This window comes from Caballeronia glathei (assembly GCF_000698595.1).
Lineage (GTDB): Bacteria > Pseudomonadota > Gammaproteobacteria > Burkholderiales > Burkholderiaceae > Caballeronia > Caballeronia glathei.
On record NZ_JFHC01000030.1, the window covers coordinates 1 to 17,668 of the forward strand.

Sequence of the window (17,668 nt, forward strand, 5' to 3'; positions counted from 1 at the left end):
GCAGGCGCATCAGACGGTTCAACAAATCCCAACCCCGAGCGCCAGCGAAACAAAACCGAAGCGGCGCTCCCTCAGTCGGCACGCAGAACAATGGTCGCGAGCGGCGGCAAGGTCAGTGCCGCAGAATGCTGTCGCCCGTGACTCGCAAGATCGTCCGCGTGAATGACGCCTCCATTGCCCAGATTCGATCCGCCATAGATCGAAGCATCCGAATTGAGTATCTCGCCCCAGCGCCCGCCGCGAGGCAGCCCGATCCGGTATCCGTGCCGGGGCACCGGTGTCAGGTTGCACGCCACCACCAGGTCGCGCCCCTCGCCATCCGTGCGCCGGTACGCATAGACGCTGTTGGCGTTGTCATCACCGACGAGCCACTCAAAGCCGCGCGGGTCGCTGTCGAGCTTGTGCAGCGCAGGTTCGTCGCCATACAGGCGGTTCAGGTCGCGCACGAGCTTCTGCAGGCCACCGTGAAGGGAATCGTCGAGCAGATGCCAGTGCGGCGATTCGTCGTGGTTGAACTCCGCGAACTGACCGAACTCGCCGCCCATGAAAAGCAGCTTCTTGCCCGGATGCGTCCACATGAACCCGAGATACGCACGCAGGTTCGCGAACTTCTGCCACCTGTCACCGGGCATCTTGCCGATCAGCGACCCCTTGCCATGCACCACCTCGTCATGCGAGAGCGGCAGCACGAAGCGCTCGGAGTAGGCGTACACCATGCCGAACGTGTACATGTGATGGTGATACTGCCGATAGACCGGGTCCTCTTCCATGTAATGCAGCGTGTCGTGCATCCAGCCCATGTTCCACTTGAAGTCGAACCCGAGGCCGCCATCCTCGACCGGCGCGGTGACGCCCGGCCAGGCCGTCGATTCCTCCGCCACCGTGATCGCGCCGGGTATCTGCCGCACTTCATGATTGAGCCGCTTGAGAAACGCGATCGACTCCAGATTCTCGCGCCCGCCGTAGATGTTCGGCACCCATTCGCCGGCCTTGCGCGAATAGTCGCGATAGAGCATCGACGCCACCGCGTCGACGCGCAGCCCGTCGACGTGATAGCGCTTGAGCCACGCAAGCCCCGACGCGATCAGGAACGCGCTCACCTCGTTGCGCCCGAGGTTGTAGATCATCGTGTTCCAGTCCTGGTGGTAGCCCTCGCGCGGATCGGCATGCTCGTAGAGCGGCGTGCCGTCGAACTGGACGAGCCCGTGCGCATCGTTCGGAAAATGCGCGGGAACCCAGTCGAGCAGCACGCCGAGCCCCGCCTCGTGCGCGCGGTTCACGAACTCCGCGAACTGCTCCGGCGTGCCGAAACGCGCGGACGGCGCGAACTGCCCGAGCGGCTGGTAGCCCCACGAGCCGCCGAACGGATGCTCCGCGATTGGCATGAACTCGAGATGCGTGAAGCCCATCCCCTTTGCATACGGAATCAGGCGCTCGGCGAGCTCGTGCCAGTTCATGCCGCGGTTGCCTTCCTCGGCCACGCGCAGCCACGATTCTGCGTGCACCTCGTAGATCGAAACCGGCGACTGCGCCGTCTGCTTCGCGCCGCGGGTCTGCATCCAGTCGGCGTCGGTCCAGGCGAAGCTGTCGATGGCATCCGCATCCGCGACCACCGACGCGGTCGCCGGCGGTTTCTCGCTCTGCATCGCGCACGGATCGGCCTTGAGCGGCAGCGTGTGGCCGTCGCGCGTGACGATCTCGTACTTGTAGCGCGTGCCCGCGCCGAGGCCCGGAATGAACAGTTCCCAGACGCCCGCGTTATGGCGCAGCCGCATCGGATGACGCCGGCCGTCCCACGAGTTGAAGTCGCCGACCACGGAGACGCGCCGCGCATTCGGCGCCCACACGGCGAAGCACGCGCCGGCGACGCCTTCGTGCGTGACCGGCCGCGAGCCGAGGCATTCGAGCACCGCGTACGGATCGGCGCTCGCGAGCCGGTTGAGCCACTCATCCGACAGCACCGGGCCGAACGAATACGGATCGTGCGTCTCCTGCGGCGTGCCGTGCCAGTCGATCGCGAGCCGGTAGCCCGCCGGTCTGTCGATGAAACCGGCATAGAGGCCCGCTTCGTGGATCTTCGTCAGGGTGCCGAGCGGCGCGCCGTTCGCGCGGTCGAGCACCGTCACCGACGCCGCGCCCGGCAAGAGCGCGCGCACGACCGGTCCCGCATCCGTCTGATGAAGTCCGAGCTTCGAGAACGGATCGGGATGGCGCGCCTCGACGAGCGCGTCGATGTCGAGCGGATGCAGGCCCTCTGCCGGGTCCTTCGCGTCCGTGCCGGGATCGGTGCGCTTATTCATGTTGGGTTCCATCGGTGGTGTCCTTGGTTGCTTCGATCACGGTGCGCGTGCCGGGCGCGGGCGGCGTGCCCGTGTCGCCGAGCAGGCGGCTCGCGAGCGACGCGAGACCCCGCAGCGGAAGGCCGATCCAGGTCGGCCGGTTCGCGGCTTCGTAGCGGATTTCGTAGGCGGCCTTTTCAATCAGGAAAAGGTCGAGCAGCGCCGCCTGGGCGGCTTCACTCGCGACCGGTTCGGGCGACTGGGCCACGGCTTCACCGTACTCACGCAAGAAACTCGCCTCGGCATGCGCGCGCAGCCTCTCGAACAACGCGCGCTTGCGATCGGCGGTCTGCGCCGGCGCGTTCTCCGTGGTCGGCTGGGCCGCCGCGCTCGCATACGAGAGCGAGCGCAGGAGGCCCGCCACGTCGCGCAGCGGGCTCGTCTTGCGGCGCCGCTCGTCGAGCGGCCGGGCGGGCTCGCCCTCGAAGTCGATCAGGTACGCGTCGCCCTGCGCCATCAGGACCTGCCCCAGGTGGAAGTCGCCGTGAATGCGGATGCAGAGCGCGTCGACGTCTTCAGGCACGAGTTTCGAGACCGCTTCGACCAGCATCTCGCGGCGATCGACGAGGCTTTGCGCGAGGAACCGGTCGTGCTCGCTGAACTCGCCCATCTTCTGCGCGACGATGTCGAGCGCGTTCCTGAGGAGCGCGAGCGTGCCGCCCGTCCATTCGCGCGCGTCTTCTGGCGTCGAGCGCCGCGGCGCGAATGCGTCGTCGCCCGTCGGCGAGGCGAGCGCGACGTGCAGCTCGCCGAGGCGCCTGCCGATGATCCCCGCGATGTTCCCATAGCCTTCGAAAGCCTCGACCGCGGTCTCGTGCTCGGGCGAGTGCTCGTCTGAATCGACGGCGACCACGAGTTCGTCGACGGTGCGGCGCAAATAGTCGAGCGCGTAGTTCCAGGCGTCGCCCTGATTGTCGATGTAGCCCTGCAGGATCGCCAGCGTATGCGGCACGTTCTGCGGATCGACGCGCACCACTTCGCCGAAGAGCGGCCCGGTGTTCGCGTAGCCGAGCTTCGTCAGATAGCGGCTCATTTCCGCTTCCGGATGAATCCCGCCGACGAGCCGCCGCACGAGCTTCAGCACGACCTGGTCGCCGACCACGAGCGAGCTGTTGCTCTGCTCGGCCGCGAGCCAGCGGATTTCGGGAGGCGCCTCGACGTTGAAATCTAGGTCGGCCAGGCGCTCGGTCGGAATGAAGCGGATCTCGCTCTTCTGCACGGTCGTCACGACGGCGCGCTCGCGCAGCTTCCTCAGCACGCCGTACGCGAAGTGCGGCACGGCGAACGCGTCCGTCAGATGGCCGATGTTGCGGTTGCGGCGCACGCGCGCGAGCGCGAGCTGCATATAGAGCGGCGAGGTCGTCTCGGTGCCCCACGCGATCGAAAGCGGCAGCACGTAGCGCTCGGTGTGGTCGCCGACGTCGGCTTCGATCTCGGTGAACGCGAAGCCGGCGCCTTCGATCGTCGTCAGCGCGGCAAGGCGCACGCTCTTCAGTTTCTGGTCCTTCGACGCGAACCAGCGCCGTTTGCTGAGGTAGGACGGCAGCACTTCCGATTCGAGCAGGCGCACGTTTTCCGGGGTCGGGCCGGTCTGCCCGGCGCGGATCACCATCGTGACGAACTCCGGCAACTGTTCCGACGGCGCCTGGCTCCACGACGGCCGCAGGTTGCCCGGGCACAGCTGGAACCACAGGAAGCCGTAGGGCGGGAAGGTCAGCAGGTAGGTGAGCTGCCCGATCGCCGGGAAGGGCGAGTCGGCGGTCATTTCGAGCGGCACCGAGCCCGCGAATTCGGACAGGTCGAGCTCCACGGCCTGCGGCGCGCGCGACAGGTTCGCGACGCACAGGATCGCCGGCTCGCCCGGCAGCTCGCGCACGTAAGCCAGGATCTTGCGGTTGTTCGGACGCAGGAAACGGATGCCGCCGCGCCCGAACGCGTGCTTCGAGCGGCGCACGGCGAGCATCTTGCGCGTCCAGTTGAGGAGCGAATGCGGGTCGCGGCTCTGCGATTCGACGTTGACCGCGTCGTAGCCGTAGAGCGAGCCCATCACGGGCGGCAGCACGAGCTGCTCCGGATCGGCGCGCGAGAATCCGCCGTTTCTGTCGGAGGACCACTGCATCGGCGTGCGCACGCCGTCGCGGTCGCCGAGGTGGATGTTGTCGCCCATGCCGAGCTCGTCGCCGTAATAGATGACGGGCGTGCCCGGCATCGAGAGCAGCAGCGAATTGATGAGTTCGATGCGCCTTCTGTCGCGTTCCATGAGCGGCGCGAGGCGGCGCCGGATGCCGAGGTTCAGGCGCGCGCGGCGGTCGCTCGCGTAGGTGTTCCAGAGGTAGTCGCGCTCCGAATCCGTGACCATTTCGAGCGTCAGTTCATCGTGGTTGCGCAGGAAGATCGCCCACTGGTTCGAATCGGGGAGATCCGGCGTCTGGCGCATGATGTCGGTGATCGGGAAGCGGTCCTCGCTCGCGATCGACATGTAGATGCGCGGCATCAGCGGAAAGTGGAACGCCATGTGGCATTCGTCTTCGTCGCCGAAATATTCCTTCACGTCCTCCGGCCACTGGTTCGCTTCCGCGAGCAGCATGCGGTTCGGGTACTCGGCGTCGATGGTCGCGCGGATCTTCTTCAGGACCGCGTGCGTTTCGGGCAGGTTCTCGTTGTTCGTGCCTTCGCGCTCGACGAGGTACGGCACGGCGTCGAGCCGCAGCCCGTCGATGCCCATGTCGAGCCAGAAGCGCATTACCTGGAGCACTTCCTTCAGCACGGCCGGGTTGTCGAAGTTCAGGTCCGGCTGGTGCGCATAGAAGCGATGCCAGTAGTACTGTCCGGCGACGGGGTCGTGGGTCCAGTTCGACGGTTCCGAATCGATGAAGATGATGCGGGTTTCTTCGTACTTCTTGTCCGTGTTGGACCAGACGTAGTAGTTGCGGTGATTCGAGCCGGGTTTCGCGTGCCGCGCGCGCTGGAACCACGGGTGCTGGTCGGAGGTGTGGTTGATGACCAGTTCCGAGATCACGCGGATGCCGCGCGCGTGCGCTTCCTGAATGAAGCGCTTCACGTCCGCGATCGTGCCGTAGTCCGGGTGCACGTTGCGATAGTCCGCGATGTCGTAGCCGTCGTCGCGGCGCGGCGACGGGTAGAACGGCAGCAGCCAGATCGTGTCGACGCCCAGTTCCGCGATGTAGTCGAGCTTCGCGAGCAGGCCGGGGAAGTCGCCGATGCCGTCGTTGTTCGCATCGAAGAAGGACTTGATGTGAACCTGATAGATGATCGCGTCCTTGTACCAGAGCGGATCGTCGCTGAGAGTCGAGGTCTTGTTGCGCTTCACAATATCGCTCCGTTCGTTTTTTTGGCTTGGCAGCCGGTGCTCTTGCTCGGTCGCTGGCGCTCGGGGTTGGTGTTTCTTGAACCGTCTGATGCGCTTGCGCTCCTATGAAACTTGCTTTGATATTGGTTTATTAGCTTCGCCCCTGTGCGGGGCGGCAGTCACTTTCTTTGCTGCTGCAAAGAAAGTAACCAAAGAAAGCAGCTATCAGGCCCACAGTATTACGACGTAACCATGCCCCATTCGTTCAGAGTGGCCCGACCGTGGGAGTGTCGCCCCCAACCCGTCACCCGGATCGGTACGCGGACCCACCGCGCCATCGCACCACCCAACCGAGTGGTAAAGCAATCATTCCTCCCTCCTCGCTTCGCTCGGACGCAAGGTCCACTTCAACCGTCGCTTCGCTCGCAGGCACGGTCCACTCCAGCCATCGCTTCGCTACCATCCAGGGCGCCGCACGTTATGCAGGCTACGCACTACGCTTATCCCCCACCCGATTGACCCTTCGTCGGGCACGCAGTGCCGGGACGGATGAATGACTGCCTTACCACTCCGTTCAACGGTGCGATGACGCAGTGGGTCCGCGTACCAATCTGCTCGACAAACAGAGGTGGACACTCCCACGGTCGGGCCACTCTGAGAAGCTCAAACGTGGTCACGTCCTAACACCGCTGACCCCATAGCTGCTTTCTTTGGTCACTTTCTTTGCAGCAGCAAAGAAAGTGACTGCCGCCCCGCACAGGGGCGAAGCTAATAGACCAATAACAAAGCAAGTTTCATGGAAGCGCAAAAACATCAAACGGTTCTATGACCGCCCAACCCAAGCGCCAGCGACATCCCTGTGTGACAGCCGCCCCGTACAGGGGCGAAGCGAATAGACCAAAGACAAAACAAGTTTCATAGGAGCACAAGCGCATCAGAGGGTTCAAACAACTAACACCAGCCCAGCCCAACCCAACCCAGCCAAAGCGCCAGCGACCCCCTTGTGCACGGGCGCGAGCGCATCAAACCGCCATAGCCATCGGGCCCGCGCGCCAGCAACTCCGACCGGTCCTCACCCGGAAGCCTTCGGCAAACCCCAAACAGGCGCGATGCGCCATATCGCAAACGGCAGCGAGTTCGGATCGAGCCGCACGTGCTGGCGGCGTCCGCGCCATTCGAACCGTTCGCCCGTCACCTGATCCTCCACGGCGACAGCGTCCCATTCATGCACGCCCCATCGTTCGAGCGTCTGCCACGGCAAGTCGATATCCGCGCCCTGCTCGTTGAACGGATCGAGATTGATCGCGACGAGCACCACGTTGTCGCCCGCCGCATTCGACTTCTCGAAGAACAGGATGTGCTCATTGTGCGCCGGCAGGAAATTCACGCCCAGATGCGTCTGCAAGGCCGGATTCGCGCGCCGGATGCGATTGAGCGCCGTCACCTCGCCGACGATATTGCCCGGCCGGTTCCAGTCCCACGCGCGCAACTGGTACTTCTCGGAATCGAGATACTCCTCGCTGTTGGGCAGCGCCGCGGCCTCGCACAGCTCGAATCCGCTATAGACACCCCACAGTCCGGACAGGGTCGCCGCAAGCGCCGCGCGGATCATGAATCCCGCCCGCCCCGAGCTCTGCAGGAAGCGCGGATTGATGTCCGGCGTATTGACGAAAAAGTTCGGCCGGAAATAATCCTTCGCGTCAGTCTGCGTGAGGTCGTGCATGTACTCGATGAAGTCACGCTTCGACTCGCGCCACGTGAAGTACGTATACGACTGCGAAAAGCCGAGCTTCGCGAGCCGGTTCATCACGCGCGGCCGCGTGAAGGCCTCGGAGAGAAAGATCACGTCGGGATGGCGCGCGCGCACATCGTTGATCGCCCACTCCCAGAACGGAAACGGTTTCGTATGCGGATTGTCGACGCGGAAAATCTTCACGCCCGCCGCGACCCAGAACAGGAACACGTCGCGCAGCGACACCCACAGGTCCGGCTTCGCGTCCTGCGCGTAGAAGTCCGGATTCACGATGTCCTGGTACTTCTTCGGCGGATTTTCCGCATAGCGGAGCGTGCCGTCGGGACGCCAAGCGAACCATGTCGGATGCTCCTTGAGCCACGGATGGTCGGGCGAGCACTGCACCGCGAAGTCGAGTGCGATTTCGAGCCCGTGCGCTTGCGCGGCCTCCAGCATCTGCCCAAAGTCCTCGAGCGAGCCGAGTTCCGGATGCACCGCCGTATGCCCGCCTTCCTTGCCGCCGATCGCATAGGGGCTGCCCACGTCGCCCGGCCCGGCCGTCAGCGTGTTGTTCTTGCCCTTGCGGTTCGCGACGCCGATCGGATGGATCGGCGGAAAGTACAGCACGTCGAAGCCCATCTCGCGGATGCGCGGCATCTTGCCGATCACGTCGATGAACGTGCCGTGGCGGTTCTCGTCGTCGCTCATCGAGCGCGGGAAGATTTCGTACCAGCTCGCGAAGCGCGCGGCGGCCCGCTCGGCGTCGATGCGGTACGTCACCGGGTCGCGCGACAGGAACGGCCGGTGGCGCGCCGCGGCCACCGCCTGCGCGGTCTCCGGCGCGAGCACGATCTCGAGCTTCCTGCCGTTGTCCGCCTTCGTGAACTCCTTGACGATGCCTTCGAGCGGCTCCTTCGCGGCGCCCTCGGCCGTCTGCACCTCGGCGAGCATCAGCGCGAACAGATGCCGCGCCTCCTCGATCTCCAGCTCCGCCGTCTGCCCGGCCTTCAGCTTCTTCTGCATGTGATCGACGAGCGACGCGTAGTCGTCGCGCCACGCCATCACCGTGAATTCGTGACGGCCCACGCGCTCCAGCGGGATGCGCGTCGACCACAGATCATTGCCGGCCGGCTGCACGGCGACCATCGGCGCTTCGTGCCAGTCGGTTTCGTCGGCGGCGCGCCACTGGACGGCCGCCGCGATCTTGTCGTGTCCTTCCGCGAAGATCGCCGCGCGGATCTCTGTCGCCTCGCCGACGATGCGCTTCGCCGGAAAGCGTCCGTGATCGACCGAGGGCGTCACGCTCTCGATCGCCACGCGCGGGGCGGTGACCGCTTCGCTGACGGCTTTCTTGTCGGCGGCCTTCGAGCCGCGCTTGACCTGCGGCTGCGCGAGCAGCACGAACGGCTCGGCCGCGCCGCGCAAGAGGCGCACTTCGCCCGCGCGCAAGGTGAACGGCGCGAGCGGCGCGGGCGTGGCGGACGGGTCATCTATCGGACGAAAGCGCGTGAAGTTGCCGGGCACGCCGTCGAGCAGATGCAGCGCATCGACGTGGACCGGCGTCGCGAGATCCGGGTTGACGGCGACGAGCACGGCGGCGCCCGCGTGGGAGAGGACGGTGCCGTTCGCGCGCATCAGCGCCGCGTACGGCGTGCCCGCGCCGGTGAGCGGGCGCAGTTCGCCCGCGCTCGAAAGCGCGCCGGTGTCGCGCTGCAACGCGTTGGCGCGCTTCACCTGCGCCGACAGGTTGAAGCGCGCCTGCTCGCGCGCGCGTTCGTATTCGGCGGCAACCCCGTACTGGTACGACATCGGCAGCCCGACGCCGTATTCGAAACCCATCGGCACGAGCATGCCGGTGCCGAGCGCGGCGGCCGTGTCGAGTGCGCGGACATAGGCGCGCTCGACGAGCGCCGTGTCGCTCGTATCGGGCAGATCGCCGATGAGACGCGTGCCGAACGGCTCCTCGGGGAACGCGATCGGCGGCGCGATGCGCACGAGCGCCGCGTGCTCGTCGAAGAGCCACGAGCTTTTGAAGTCCCACCAGCGCGACGAAGAAAACACGGCGTCGAAGCCGGCGTCGCCGAGGCCGTGCAGGTCGTGCCGGCTGATGCCGATCGTCCACGCGAGCCAGCGTGTTTGCGGGTGCCGCTCGCGCACCGCCGCGCCGAGGCGCCGCCACACGTGCGCGGGCACCTTGTGGGGCGCGTCGAAGCGAAATCCGCCGATGCCGGCGTCGGCGAGCAGCAGCAGTTCGCGCGACCACCATTCGGTGAGGTGTTGTGCCGCTTCGCCGTCACCGAAGTTCGCATGGGCCACGTTTTCCTCGCGCGGCGCGTGACGCGGGTCGAGGCGCGCGTCGGCGCTCTCGAACGGCTGGAACCAGTGCCGGTTCTCGTGATACAGGCCGCCGTCGGCGCTCACGCGGTCGATCACCATGTCGACGAGAAGCGCAAGGCCGTGCTTTTTCGCGGCGTCGGCGAGCTGGCGCAGGCCGTCGCTCGCGCTGCCTTCGTGCCCGAACACGGGATGCAGCCGGTGGTGATCGGCAACGGCCTGCCGGTGGCCGTTCGCGCCGGGCACGAACGGCGAGCCGATCAGAACGTGGTCGAAGCCGAGCGCGGCTGCGTGCTCGAACTGAGCGGGCCAGCGGGAGAGGGGGCCGACGAGAAGCGGGTCGATGTAGTAAATACGCGGCGCGTACGCATGGTGGGCGGGATGGTTTTCCATCGTTCGTCTTTTCCAGAGTCGTCCTGCGGTGGCGGGGATGCGGGCAATCGGTCGCGATCACGCTCACGGGCGGCAAAGAGCCAGTCCGCGTCGAACGGCTGCGGCAGGCGAGCCTCAGACAAAACTTCGATCTACCTTTCCGGGGTCACGCGTGCGGCGCGCACCGCGTTTTCGCGGTGCGCCGTCCGGTGCGGCGCCAGGGTCGCACGGGGGGTAGCAGCATGGAGCGTGCCGCACCTGGCGCAATTCCTCAAGCACTTCGCGCGACGAGCGGCGCTGCGGCGTCCGGCGTGCGCTCCACGAATGCCGGCGCGGCGGCCTGCGGCGCGCGGCGCGGCCTGAGCGCGCTCTTTGCCGGGCGGGCGCCGGTCAGCCCGGCGTACAGCCCGACGAACCTTTCGACGGCCCGACTCCAGCCGTAGTCGCGCGACATCGCGTTGCGTTGCAGTGTGCGCCATTGCTGGGGCCGCATGAAGGCATCGATTGCCCGGGTTGCGCCGGCGATCACATCGTGGGCGGAGTCGCCGTCGAAGAGAAATCCGGTGGGGCCGGCCGGCTGCGTGCACGGTTCGCCGCCGGCGTCGACGATCGTATCGGCCAGCCCGCCCACGCGCGAGGCTACCGGCAGCGTGCCGTAACGCATCGCGTAGATCTGCGTGAGGCCGCAGGGCTCGAAGCGGCTGCCGTGCAGGAGGATGTCCGCGCCCGCGTGCAGCGCGTGCGCGCGCCGCTCGTCGTAGCCGATATGAACGCCGACGCGGTCCGGCCACGCCTGCGCGAGCCGCCTGAAGCCGCTTTCGATGTACGCGTCGCCCTTGCCGATCACGGCGATCTGGAGGCGCGGATGCTTTTCCAGCAAGGGCGGAATGGCGTCGACGGCGACGTCTGCGAGCTTCTGGCCCGTCATCCGGCTGCCGATGGCCATGAGCGGCACGAACGGATCGGCGGGCAGGCCGAACATCTGCTGCAGCGCGCGCTTGCAGACGTGCTTGCCGCGCATGTCGTCGAACGAATAGTTGCGGGCGATGAGCGGATCGGTGGCCGGGTTCCAGGTCTCGCCGTCGATGCCGTTGATCACGCCCGTCAGCTTGCCGGCGCAGCTTTGCAGCACGCCTTCCATCAGATGGCCGAAGCGCGGCGTGAGGATCTCGCGGGCATAGGTTTCGCTGACCGTCGTGACGTGATCGGCATGCACGATCCCCGCTTTCATCAGACTCAGCGCGCCGTAGAACTCGATGCTCTCGGGCCGGGTCAGCGCGGGCACGAGCCACGCGGCGGGTACGCCGAGCGCCGCACCAAGCGAGAGCGAATAGTTGCCCTGGAACGCCAGATTGTGGATCGTGAACACGCTTTTTGCGTGCACGCCCGCGCGCTTCATGAGCAGCGGCGTCAGGCCGCAATGCCAGTCGTGCGCGTGGACGATGTCGGGCGTCTTCACGCCGCGAACGCCCTGCGCGATGCGCGCGGCCGCCGTCGAAAGCGCCGCGAAGCGGATTGCGTTGTCGGTGTAGTCGCGTCCCTGTTCATCCTGATAGAGGCCCGCGCGGGCGTAGAGCGCATCGGAGCGCAGGAGCAGGACCGGCACGCCGGTGCCGGGCATGCGGCCGCGCAGGAGCGCGCCGTCGCCGCCGGGCAGCCCCGGCAGCGTGGCGAGCTTGTGCAGGCCTTCGGCCAGCGCGACCGCCGCGGGGTAGGCAGGCATGAGGATCGTTGCATCGACGCCGGCCTGGCGAAGCGCGGCGGCGTAGGCGCTCACCATGTCGCCGAGGCCTCCGGTCTTGGCAAGCGGGACCGCCTCCGAGGCGACCAGCAGAACGTTCAAGGACAAAGTCTGGCTCCCGTGCAAGAGAGGAAGCGGTGCAGGCGGCGCGTCACGAAGCGGGCCGCGCGACGCTTCATCAAGTTTGTTTTCAGGAATGGCCGGAGGCAAACAGCAAGGCTCGTGCCATGCGTCACCGGAGGGATTGGTCAGGGGAAAGCGGCTGGCGCTCGAACCCGGCGGCGATGCCGAAAAAAAGACCCTCGCGCTGCGTGTAAAACTGACAGCGGCGCCTGGCGCCTTTTTACACGGTCTCTTTTGAAAAGCTTAGGCGGCGGATATTACAGTCGTGTTGCGCGAAGGACGCGGCCTTGCGGCCTCGCGATCTTACGATCCGACCATCCCGGCCGCGATGTTCACGCTCAGGCCCAGCACGGCCACGTTGAAGAAGAACGACAGCACCGACTGCGCGAGCGCCGTGCGCCGCACCGCTGTTGAACGCAGCACGACGTCGGAGGTCTGCGAGGCCACCGCGATCGTGAACGAGAAGTACAGGAAGTCCCAGTAGTCGGGCTTGAGGTGCCGGTCGGGGAATTTCAGCGACGTCTCGTTTTCCGGCGACCGGTAGTAATGCCGCGCGTAGTGCAGCGTGTACATCGTCGGGATCAGGAACCACGCGCCCAGCATCGTGGCGCCGGTCAGCAGGATGTTCGGCAGCGCGCTCTCGACGCCGAGACTCTTCACCGCCGCCAGTTCCACGACGATCGCAACCAGGCTCGTCACCGCTGCCAGGCTCACGACCATCAGCACCGTCGCGGCGCTCTCGTCCTCGCGTTCGGCGAGTTCCTGCACGCTCGCCTGATGCGCCCGCGCCATCTTCACCCAGATCAGGACGAGATAGAGCCACACGGCCGTGTCCCAGCCGATCAGCCCGCGCGCGATGGCGGACATGCGTATCGGAACCAAAATCGAGACGAGCACACCAATCACGAGTGCGATCAGCGCGCGCGGGCGGTAGCGAAAGACAGGCGGGATGAAATTCATTGTCTCGGCCAAGGGGTGTGTAAGAAAACCGTGATGCGCGATGCCCCGCCGATTATTGCCCATGCGCCTTTCAGTCGCCTGCCAGGCGGTTTGGGCGACGGCGCGGCGACCCCTGGCTCGTGCGTGCACCGGGCGCCGCCGTCCGGCGGAGCGCCGCTCATCGGGAGCCCACATGACACAGTTTCACCACGCCACGGCGCGCGCGGATCGTCCGCCGCGCCGGCGCTTCGTTCTCGGCGCGTGCGCGTCGGCGGCCGTGCTTGCGTTCGGTCCGGCCGGGAGTGCCGGTGCACCGGCATCGGCAGGATCGGCAGGATCGGCAGGATCGGCGGCGGCCGCCACGCCGCCCTCGGGGCTCGACGCCTTTCTCGCGCTGTCGCAGAAGCTCACGGGCCGCCCGGGCTTCGACCGGCCGCTCGCGCAGCGCGTGTACGGCGCGCTTTCGAAGGCCGATGGCGAATTCGCCGCGAACGTCGCCGCGCTCGACAAATGGATCGCGACGCACGGCGGCACGCCGTCCGATGTCATCACAGCGGCGCTGCGCGTCGAGCATCCGAAGCTCGCCGCGACGGTCGGCACGGTGATGCGCGCGTGGTATCTGGGGATCGTCGGCGAGGCGCCCCGCGCCACCGTGATCGCCTACGAGCGCGCGCTGATGTTCGACCCCGTGAACGACGTCCTGACAATTCCCTCGTATTGCCGCGACGTGCCGTTCTACTGGACGCAAAAGCCCGAGTCCGCGGCGTGAGCCGCCGCAACCCGCCAAACCGGAAGGACAGCAACGATGGCTAGTTCCAGGTCGGCCGATGTGGTGGTCGTCGGATCGGGGGTGGCGGGCAGTCTCGTCGCGCATCAGCTCGCGACCGCGGGCGCGTCCGTGATCCTGCTGGAAGCCGGGCCGCGCATGGCGCGCTGGCAGATCGTCGAAAACTTTCGCAATTCGCCCGCGAAGCAGGACTTCACGTCGCCGTATCCGTCGACGCCGTACGCGCCGCATCCGATGTACTCGCCTGAGAACAACTACCTCATTCACAAGGGCGAGCATCCGTACAACTCGCAGTATCTGCGGCTCGTGGGCGGCACGACCTGGCACTGGGCCGCGGCCGCGTGGCGCCTGCTGCCGTCCGACTTCAGGCTGAAGACGCTCTATGGCGTCGGCCGCGACTGGCCGTTTCCCTACGAAACGCTCGAACCCTGGTATTACGCGGCCGAAGTGGAGCTGGGCGTGTCGGGCCCGGGCAGCGACGTCGATCTCGGCTCGCCGCGCGCGAAGCCCTATCCGATGGACATGCTGCCGCTTTCCTGGCTCGACCGGCGCTTCGCCGACGTGCTCAACGCGCAGTCGTTTCGCGTCGTGCCGGAGCCGGTCGCGCGCAACAGCCGGCCGTACGACGCGCGTCCGACGTGCTGCGGCAACAACAGCTGCATGCCGATCTGCCCGATCGGCGCGATGTACAACGGCGTCACGCATGCGGAGAAGGCCGAGCGCGCGGGCGCCGCGCTGATCGCGCAGGCGGTGGTCTACCGCATCGAAGCCGACGACCGGGGCGCGATCGCCGCCGTCCATTACAAGGACCCGAACGGCAACAGCACGCGCGTGACGGGCCGGCTGTTCGTGATCGCCGCGAACGGCATCGAGACGCCCAAGCTGATGCTCCAGTCCACCTCGGAGCGGTTTCGCGGCGGCATCGGCAACAGCTCGGACCAGGTGGGGCGCAACCTGATGGACCACCCGGGGACGGGCGTCACGTTCCTCGCGGGCGAGGCGCTCTGGCCGGGGCGCGGGCCGGTGGAAATGACCTCGGTCGTGAATTTCCGCGACGGCGCGTTCCGTTCGCAGTACGCGGCGAAGAAGCTGCATGTGTCGAACGCGACGCCCACGCTTTCGATCACCGCCGACCTGCTCGCACGCGGCATGACGGGCGGCGAGCTCGACCGCCAGATCCGCAACCGCGCCGCGCGCACGGTCAGCATCGCGAGCTTTCACGAGCATCTGCCGGAGCCGGGCAACCGCGTGGTGCCGTCGCCGGATCACCGGGATGCGCTCGGCATCGCGCGGCCCGAGATCTACTATTCGATCAACGACTACGTGAAGCAAAGCGCCGCCGACACGCACGAGCAATACGCGCGGATCGCCGCGCTCTTCAACGGCACCGAGGTCTCGTTCGACGACACCTTCGCGCCGAACAGCCACATCATGGGTACGGCGATCATGGGCGCGGACCCGAAGGATTCGGTCGTCGACGACCAGTGCCGCACGCACGATCATCCCAATCTGTTCATCGCGGGCAGCGCGGTGATGCCGTCGGCGGGGTCGGTGAACTGCACGCTCACGCTGGCGGCACTGTCGCTGCGTCTCGCCGGCAGGCTCAAGCAGGAACTCTGATGTCCGCGCGACGGCACGCACCGGTCCGGCAACGCATGGCGCGATTCGCCAGCGCGGCGCTCGTCGTGTTTGCGGTGCTTGCCGCCGCGTATGGCGCCACGCATGGCGCCGCCGCGAACCTTCCGGCGCGCGTGGCCGTGGCCGCGCAGGTGCCGCCGGCGGTCGTCAAGACCGACACGGTCACGCAGGCCGAGCTCGTGAAACGCGGCGAGTATCTCGCGCGCGCGGGCGACTGCATCGCGTGCCATACCGCCGATCCGGCGCGCCCCTTCGCGGGCGGCGTGCCGGTCGCGACGCCGTTCGGCACGATCTACACGCCGAACATCACGAGCGACCCGGACACCGGCATCGGCCGCTGGACCGACGCCGATTTTCTGCGCGCGATGCACGAAGGCATCGGCAAGGGCGGCGAGCGGCTGTACCCCGCGTTTCCGTACGTCGAATACACGCGCGTCACCACCGAGGACGTGCTCGCGATCCGCGCGTATCTGACGACGGTCGCGCCGATCCACAGCACGCCGCCGCGCAACGATCTGATGTTTCCGTTCAATCAGCGCTGGCTGATGGCGCTCTGGAACCTCTTCAATTTCAGCGAGGGCCGGTTCGTCCCCGATCCGAAGAAGAGCGCCGAATTCAATCGCGGCGCGTATCTGGTCGAAGGGCTCGCGCATTGCGGGGAATGCCACACGCCGCGCAACGTCATGCAAGGCTTGCGCACCGGCGAGCGCCTGGGCGGCGGCGCGGTCGCGGGCTGGCAGGCGTACAACATCACGCCGGACAAGAACGGCGGCGTCGGTCACTGGAGCGACGACGACCTGATCCACTATCTCGCGACCGGCGTCGCGCCCGGCCGCGCGAACGCCGCCGGGCCGATGGCCGATGTGGTCGTGAACAGCACGCAGCATCTGACGCAGGAGGACTTGCGCTCGATCGTCGTGTATCTGCGCTCGGTGCCTGCGATCGGCGGCGGTGCGGCGCGTCCACGCGACAGCTTCGGCCGGCCCGCCCCCGACGACGTCACCGGAATACGCGGCACCGCGGCAAACACCGCGGACGGCGCGCGGCTCTTCATTGCGAATTGCGCGAGCTGCCACCACTGGACCGGCGAGGGCGCCGGAGGGCGCGCGCCGGGCGCGTATCCGCCGCTGATCCGCAACAGCGCGACGGGCGCGAATGCCGCGAACAACCTGACGCTCGTGATCCTGCACGGCGTGAACCGCACCACGAAGGACACCGCCGCATTCATGCCCGCGTTCGGCCCGGTGCTGACCGATGCGCAGATCGCCGCGATCGCCGGTTACGTAACGATTCGCTTCGGCAATCCGCAGGCGGCGACGAGCGCGGAGCAGGTCGCGAAACTGCGTCAGGCGCGGTAATCCGCGGTAACCGCTGCGGGCAATTTCTGCTCGCGCGGGCGGGAATAAGCGGTTCATGTGGAACGTTTTACGTGAATGGCCCGCGCTTTCGCGGGTTGACGTTTGCGCGAGTGAAAAGTTGCGCCGAAATAGCGTTGCGAAAGCGACCGAGCGCGCACATGCTTGATGTTTATGAAGCTAAGATTGGTCGCATGAATAACGCTTTGACACATCCCGTTGTGCGCTGGCATCCGGCCAACCAGACCGGTCGCGACTTCGTCGTCGGCGACCTGCATGGTTGCGTCGATGCGCTGCGCTATCTGCTGGTGGAAATCGCCTTCGACGCTTCATGCGACCGGCTGTTCTCCGTCGGCGATCTGGTGGATCGCGGCACCGATTCGCTCGCGGCCATCGATCTCGTCGACAAGCCGTGGTTCTTTCCGGTGCTCGGCAATCACGAGGACGCGCTTATCGCGGTGGCCGCGGGCAAGATGCGCCGCCAGGCGTGGTACGCGATCGGCGGCGCGTGGGCCGAAACCCTCGCCGACGATCAGCTTTCCGAACTTGCCGCGCGGCTTTCGGTGCTGCCGCTCGTGCGTATCGTCGGCGACGGTCCCGAGCGCTTCAACGTGCTGCACGCGGAGTTCTTCGGCGGCGACGCGGATCTCGAAGTCGCCGATTTCCCCGACGAAGTGCGCAACCAGTTGCTGTGGGGCCGGGGCCTCGCGCTCGGCAGCGCCAATCCGCTGCGCCAGCAGGGGCTTTCGCTCACGTACTGCGGCCATACGCCCATGCGCGCGGTAAAGCAGATCGGCTCGCAGGTGTTCATCGACACCGGCGCGTTTTCATCCGACGGCCGTCTCACGATCGTCGAACCGCGCACCGGCCAGCGCTGGTCGGTGAAGGAGCGCTGGGCCGCTTCGGAAGGCGCGCGCGAACTCGCGCTGCCCTGACATCCCGCGCCGCCCGCCGGGGCGGCACGCGTATTGCTCGTCTCGTCGGGACTTCGGTAACGC

At 66.8% G+C, this 17,668-nt stretch carries 9 protein-coding genes; 4 read left to right on the top strand and 5 right to left on the bottom strand.

Annotation, left to right across the window (positions count from 1 at the left end; translation table 11 throughout):
- Positions 1–71: 71 nt before the first annotated feature.
- The 5 genes from glgB to BG61_RS19130 all read right to left on the bottom strand — a co-directional run bounded on the left by glgB (position 72) and on the right by BG61_RS19130 (position 12,911).
- Positions 72–2,300: a 1,4-alpha-glucan branching protein GlgB gene (gene glgB, locus BG61_RS19110; protein ID WP_035927313.1), complete on the bottom strand. Its 2,229-nt coding sequence runs from the start codon at positions 2,298–2,300 to the stop codon at positions 72–74.
- Entirely contained in the window at positions 2,293–5,670 is a 3,378-nt protein-coding gene (treS, locus tag BG61_RS19115; RefSeq protein ID WP_035927311.1) for a maltose alpha-D-glucosyltransferase, read from the bottom strand. The genes glgB and treS overlap by 8 nt, the downstream gene beginning before the upstream one ends.
- A 1,051-nt stretch (positions 5,671–6,721) precedes the next feature.
- Complete coding sequence (locus BG61_RS19120; protein WP_051672649.1) at positions 6,722–10,108, bottom strand: maltotransferase domain-containing protein; 3,387 nt, start codon at positions 10,106–10,108, stop codon at positions 6,722–6,724.
- A 250-nt stretch (positions 10,109–10,358) separates the two neighbouring features.
- Positions 10,359–11,936 (bottom strand): glycogen synthase GlgA, encoded by a 1,578-nt coding sequence (glgA, locus tag BG61_RS19125; protein WP_035927308.1) that lies wholly within the window; start codon positions 11,934–11,936, stop codon positions 10,359–10,361.
- A 318-nt stretch (positions 11,937–12,254) separates the two neighbouring features.
- Complete coding sequence (locus BG61_RS19130) at positions 12,255–12,911, bottom strand: DUF1345 domain-containing protein (protein ID WP_035927306.1); 657 nt, start codon at positions 12,909–12,911, stop codon at positions 12,255–12,257.
- A gap of 172 nt (positions 12,912–13,083) precedes the next feature.
- Here BG61_RS19130 and BG61_RS19135 point away from each other — a divergent pair, with 172 nt between their 5' ends.
- The 4 genes from BG61_RS19135 to BG61_RS19150 all read left to right on the top strand — a co-directional run bounded on the left by BG61_RS19135 (position 13,084) and on the right by BG61_RS19150 (position 17,605).
- Positions 13,084–13,659: a sugar dehydrogenase complex small subunit gene (locus tag BG61_RS19135; RefSeq protein WP_035927303.1), complete on the top strand. Its 576-nt coding sequence runs from the start codon at positions 13,084–13,086 to the stop codon at positions 13,657–13,659.
- Between the two features lie 36 nt (positions 13,660–13,695).
- Positions 13,696–15,297: a GMC family oxidoreductase gene (locus tag BG61_RS19140; RefSeq protein ID WP_035927300.1), complete on the top strand. Its 1,602-nt coding sequence runs from the start codon at positions 13,696–13,698 to the stop codon at positions 15,295–15,297.
- A 35-nt stretch (positions 15,298–15,332) separates the two neighbouring features.
- Positions 15,333–16,673, top strand: a complete 1,341-nt coding sequence (locus tag BG61_RS19145; protein WP_081868127.1) for a c-type cytochrome — start codon at positions 15,333–15,335, stop codon at positions 16,671–16,673.
- Positions 16,674–16,864: 191 nt separating this feature from the next.
- Complete coding sequence (locus BG61_RS19150) at positions 16,865–17,605, top strand: metallophosphoesterase (protein ID WP_051672650.1); 741 nt, start codon at positions 16,865–16,867, stop codon at positions 17,603–17,605.
- The last annotated feature ends 63 nt before the right edge of the window (positions 17,606–17,668 follow it).

What these genes read in the sequence shown, in the direction of transcription:
- glgB (WP_035927313.1), bottom strand. Translation starts at nt 2,300, where the DNA reads ATGAATAAGCGCACCGATCCCGGCACGGACGCGAAGGACCCGGCAGAG.
- BG61_RS19120 (WP_051672649.1), bottom strand. Translation starts at nt 10,108, where the DNA reads ATGGAAAACCATCCCGCCCACCATGCGTACGCGCCGCGTATTTACTAC.
- BG61_RS19130 (WP_035927306.1), bottom strand. Translation starts at nt 12,911, where the DNA reads ATGAATTTCATCCCGCCTGTCTTTCGCTACCGCCCGCGCGCGCTGATC.
- BG61_RS19135 (WP_035927303.1), top strand. Translation starts at nt 13,084, where the DNA reads ATGACACAGTTTCACCACGCCACGGCGCGCGCGGATCGTCCGCCGCGC.
- BG61_RS19140 (WP_035927300.1), top strand. Translation starts at nt 13,696, where the DNA reads ATGGCTAGTTCCAGGTCGGCCGATGTGGTGGTCGTCGGATCGGGGGTG.
- BG61_RS19145 (WP_081868127.1), top strand. Translation starts at nt 15,333, where the DNA reads ATGGCGCGATTCGCCAGCGCGGCGCTCGTCGTGTTTGCGGTGCTTGCC.
- BG61_RS19150 (WP_051672650.1), top strand. Translation starts at nt 16,865, where the DNA reads ATGAATAACGCTTTGACACATCCCGTTGTGCGCTGGCATCCGGCCAAC.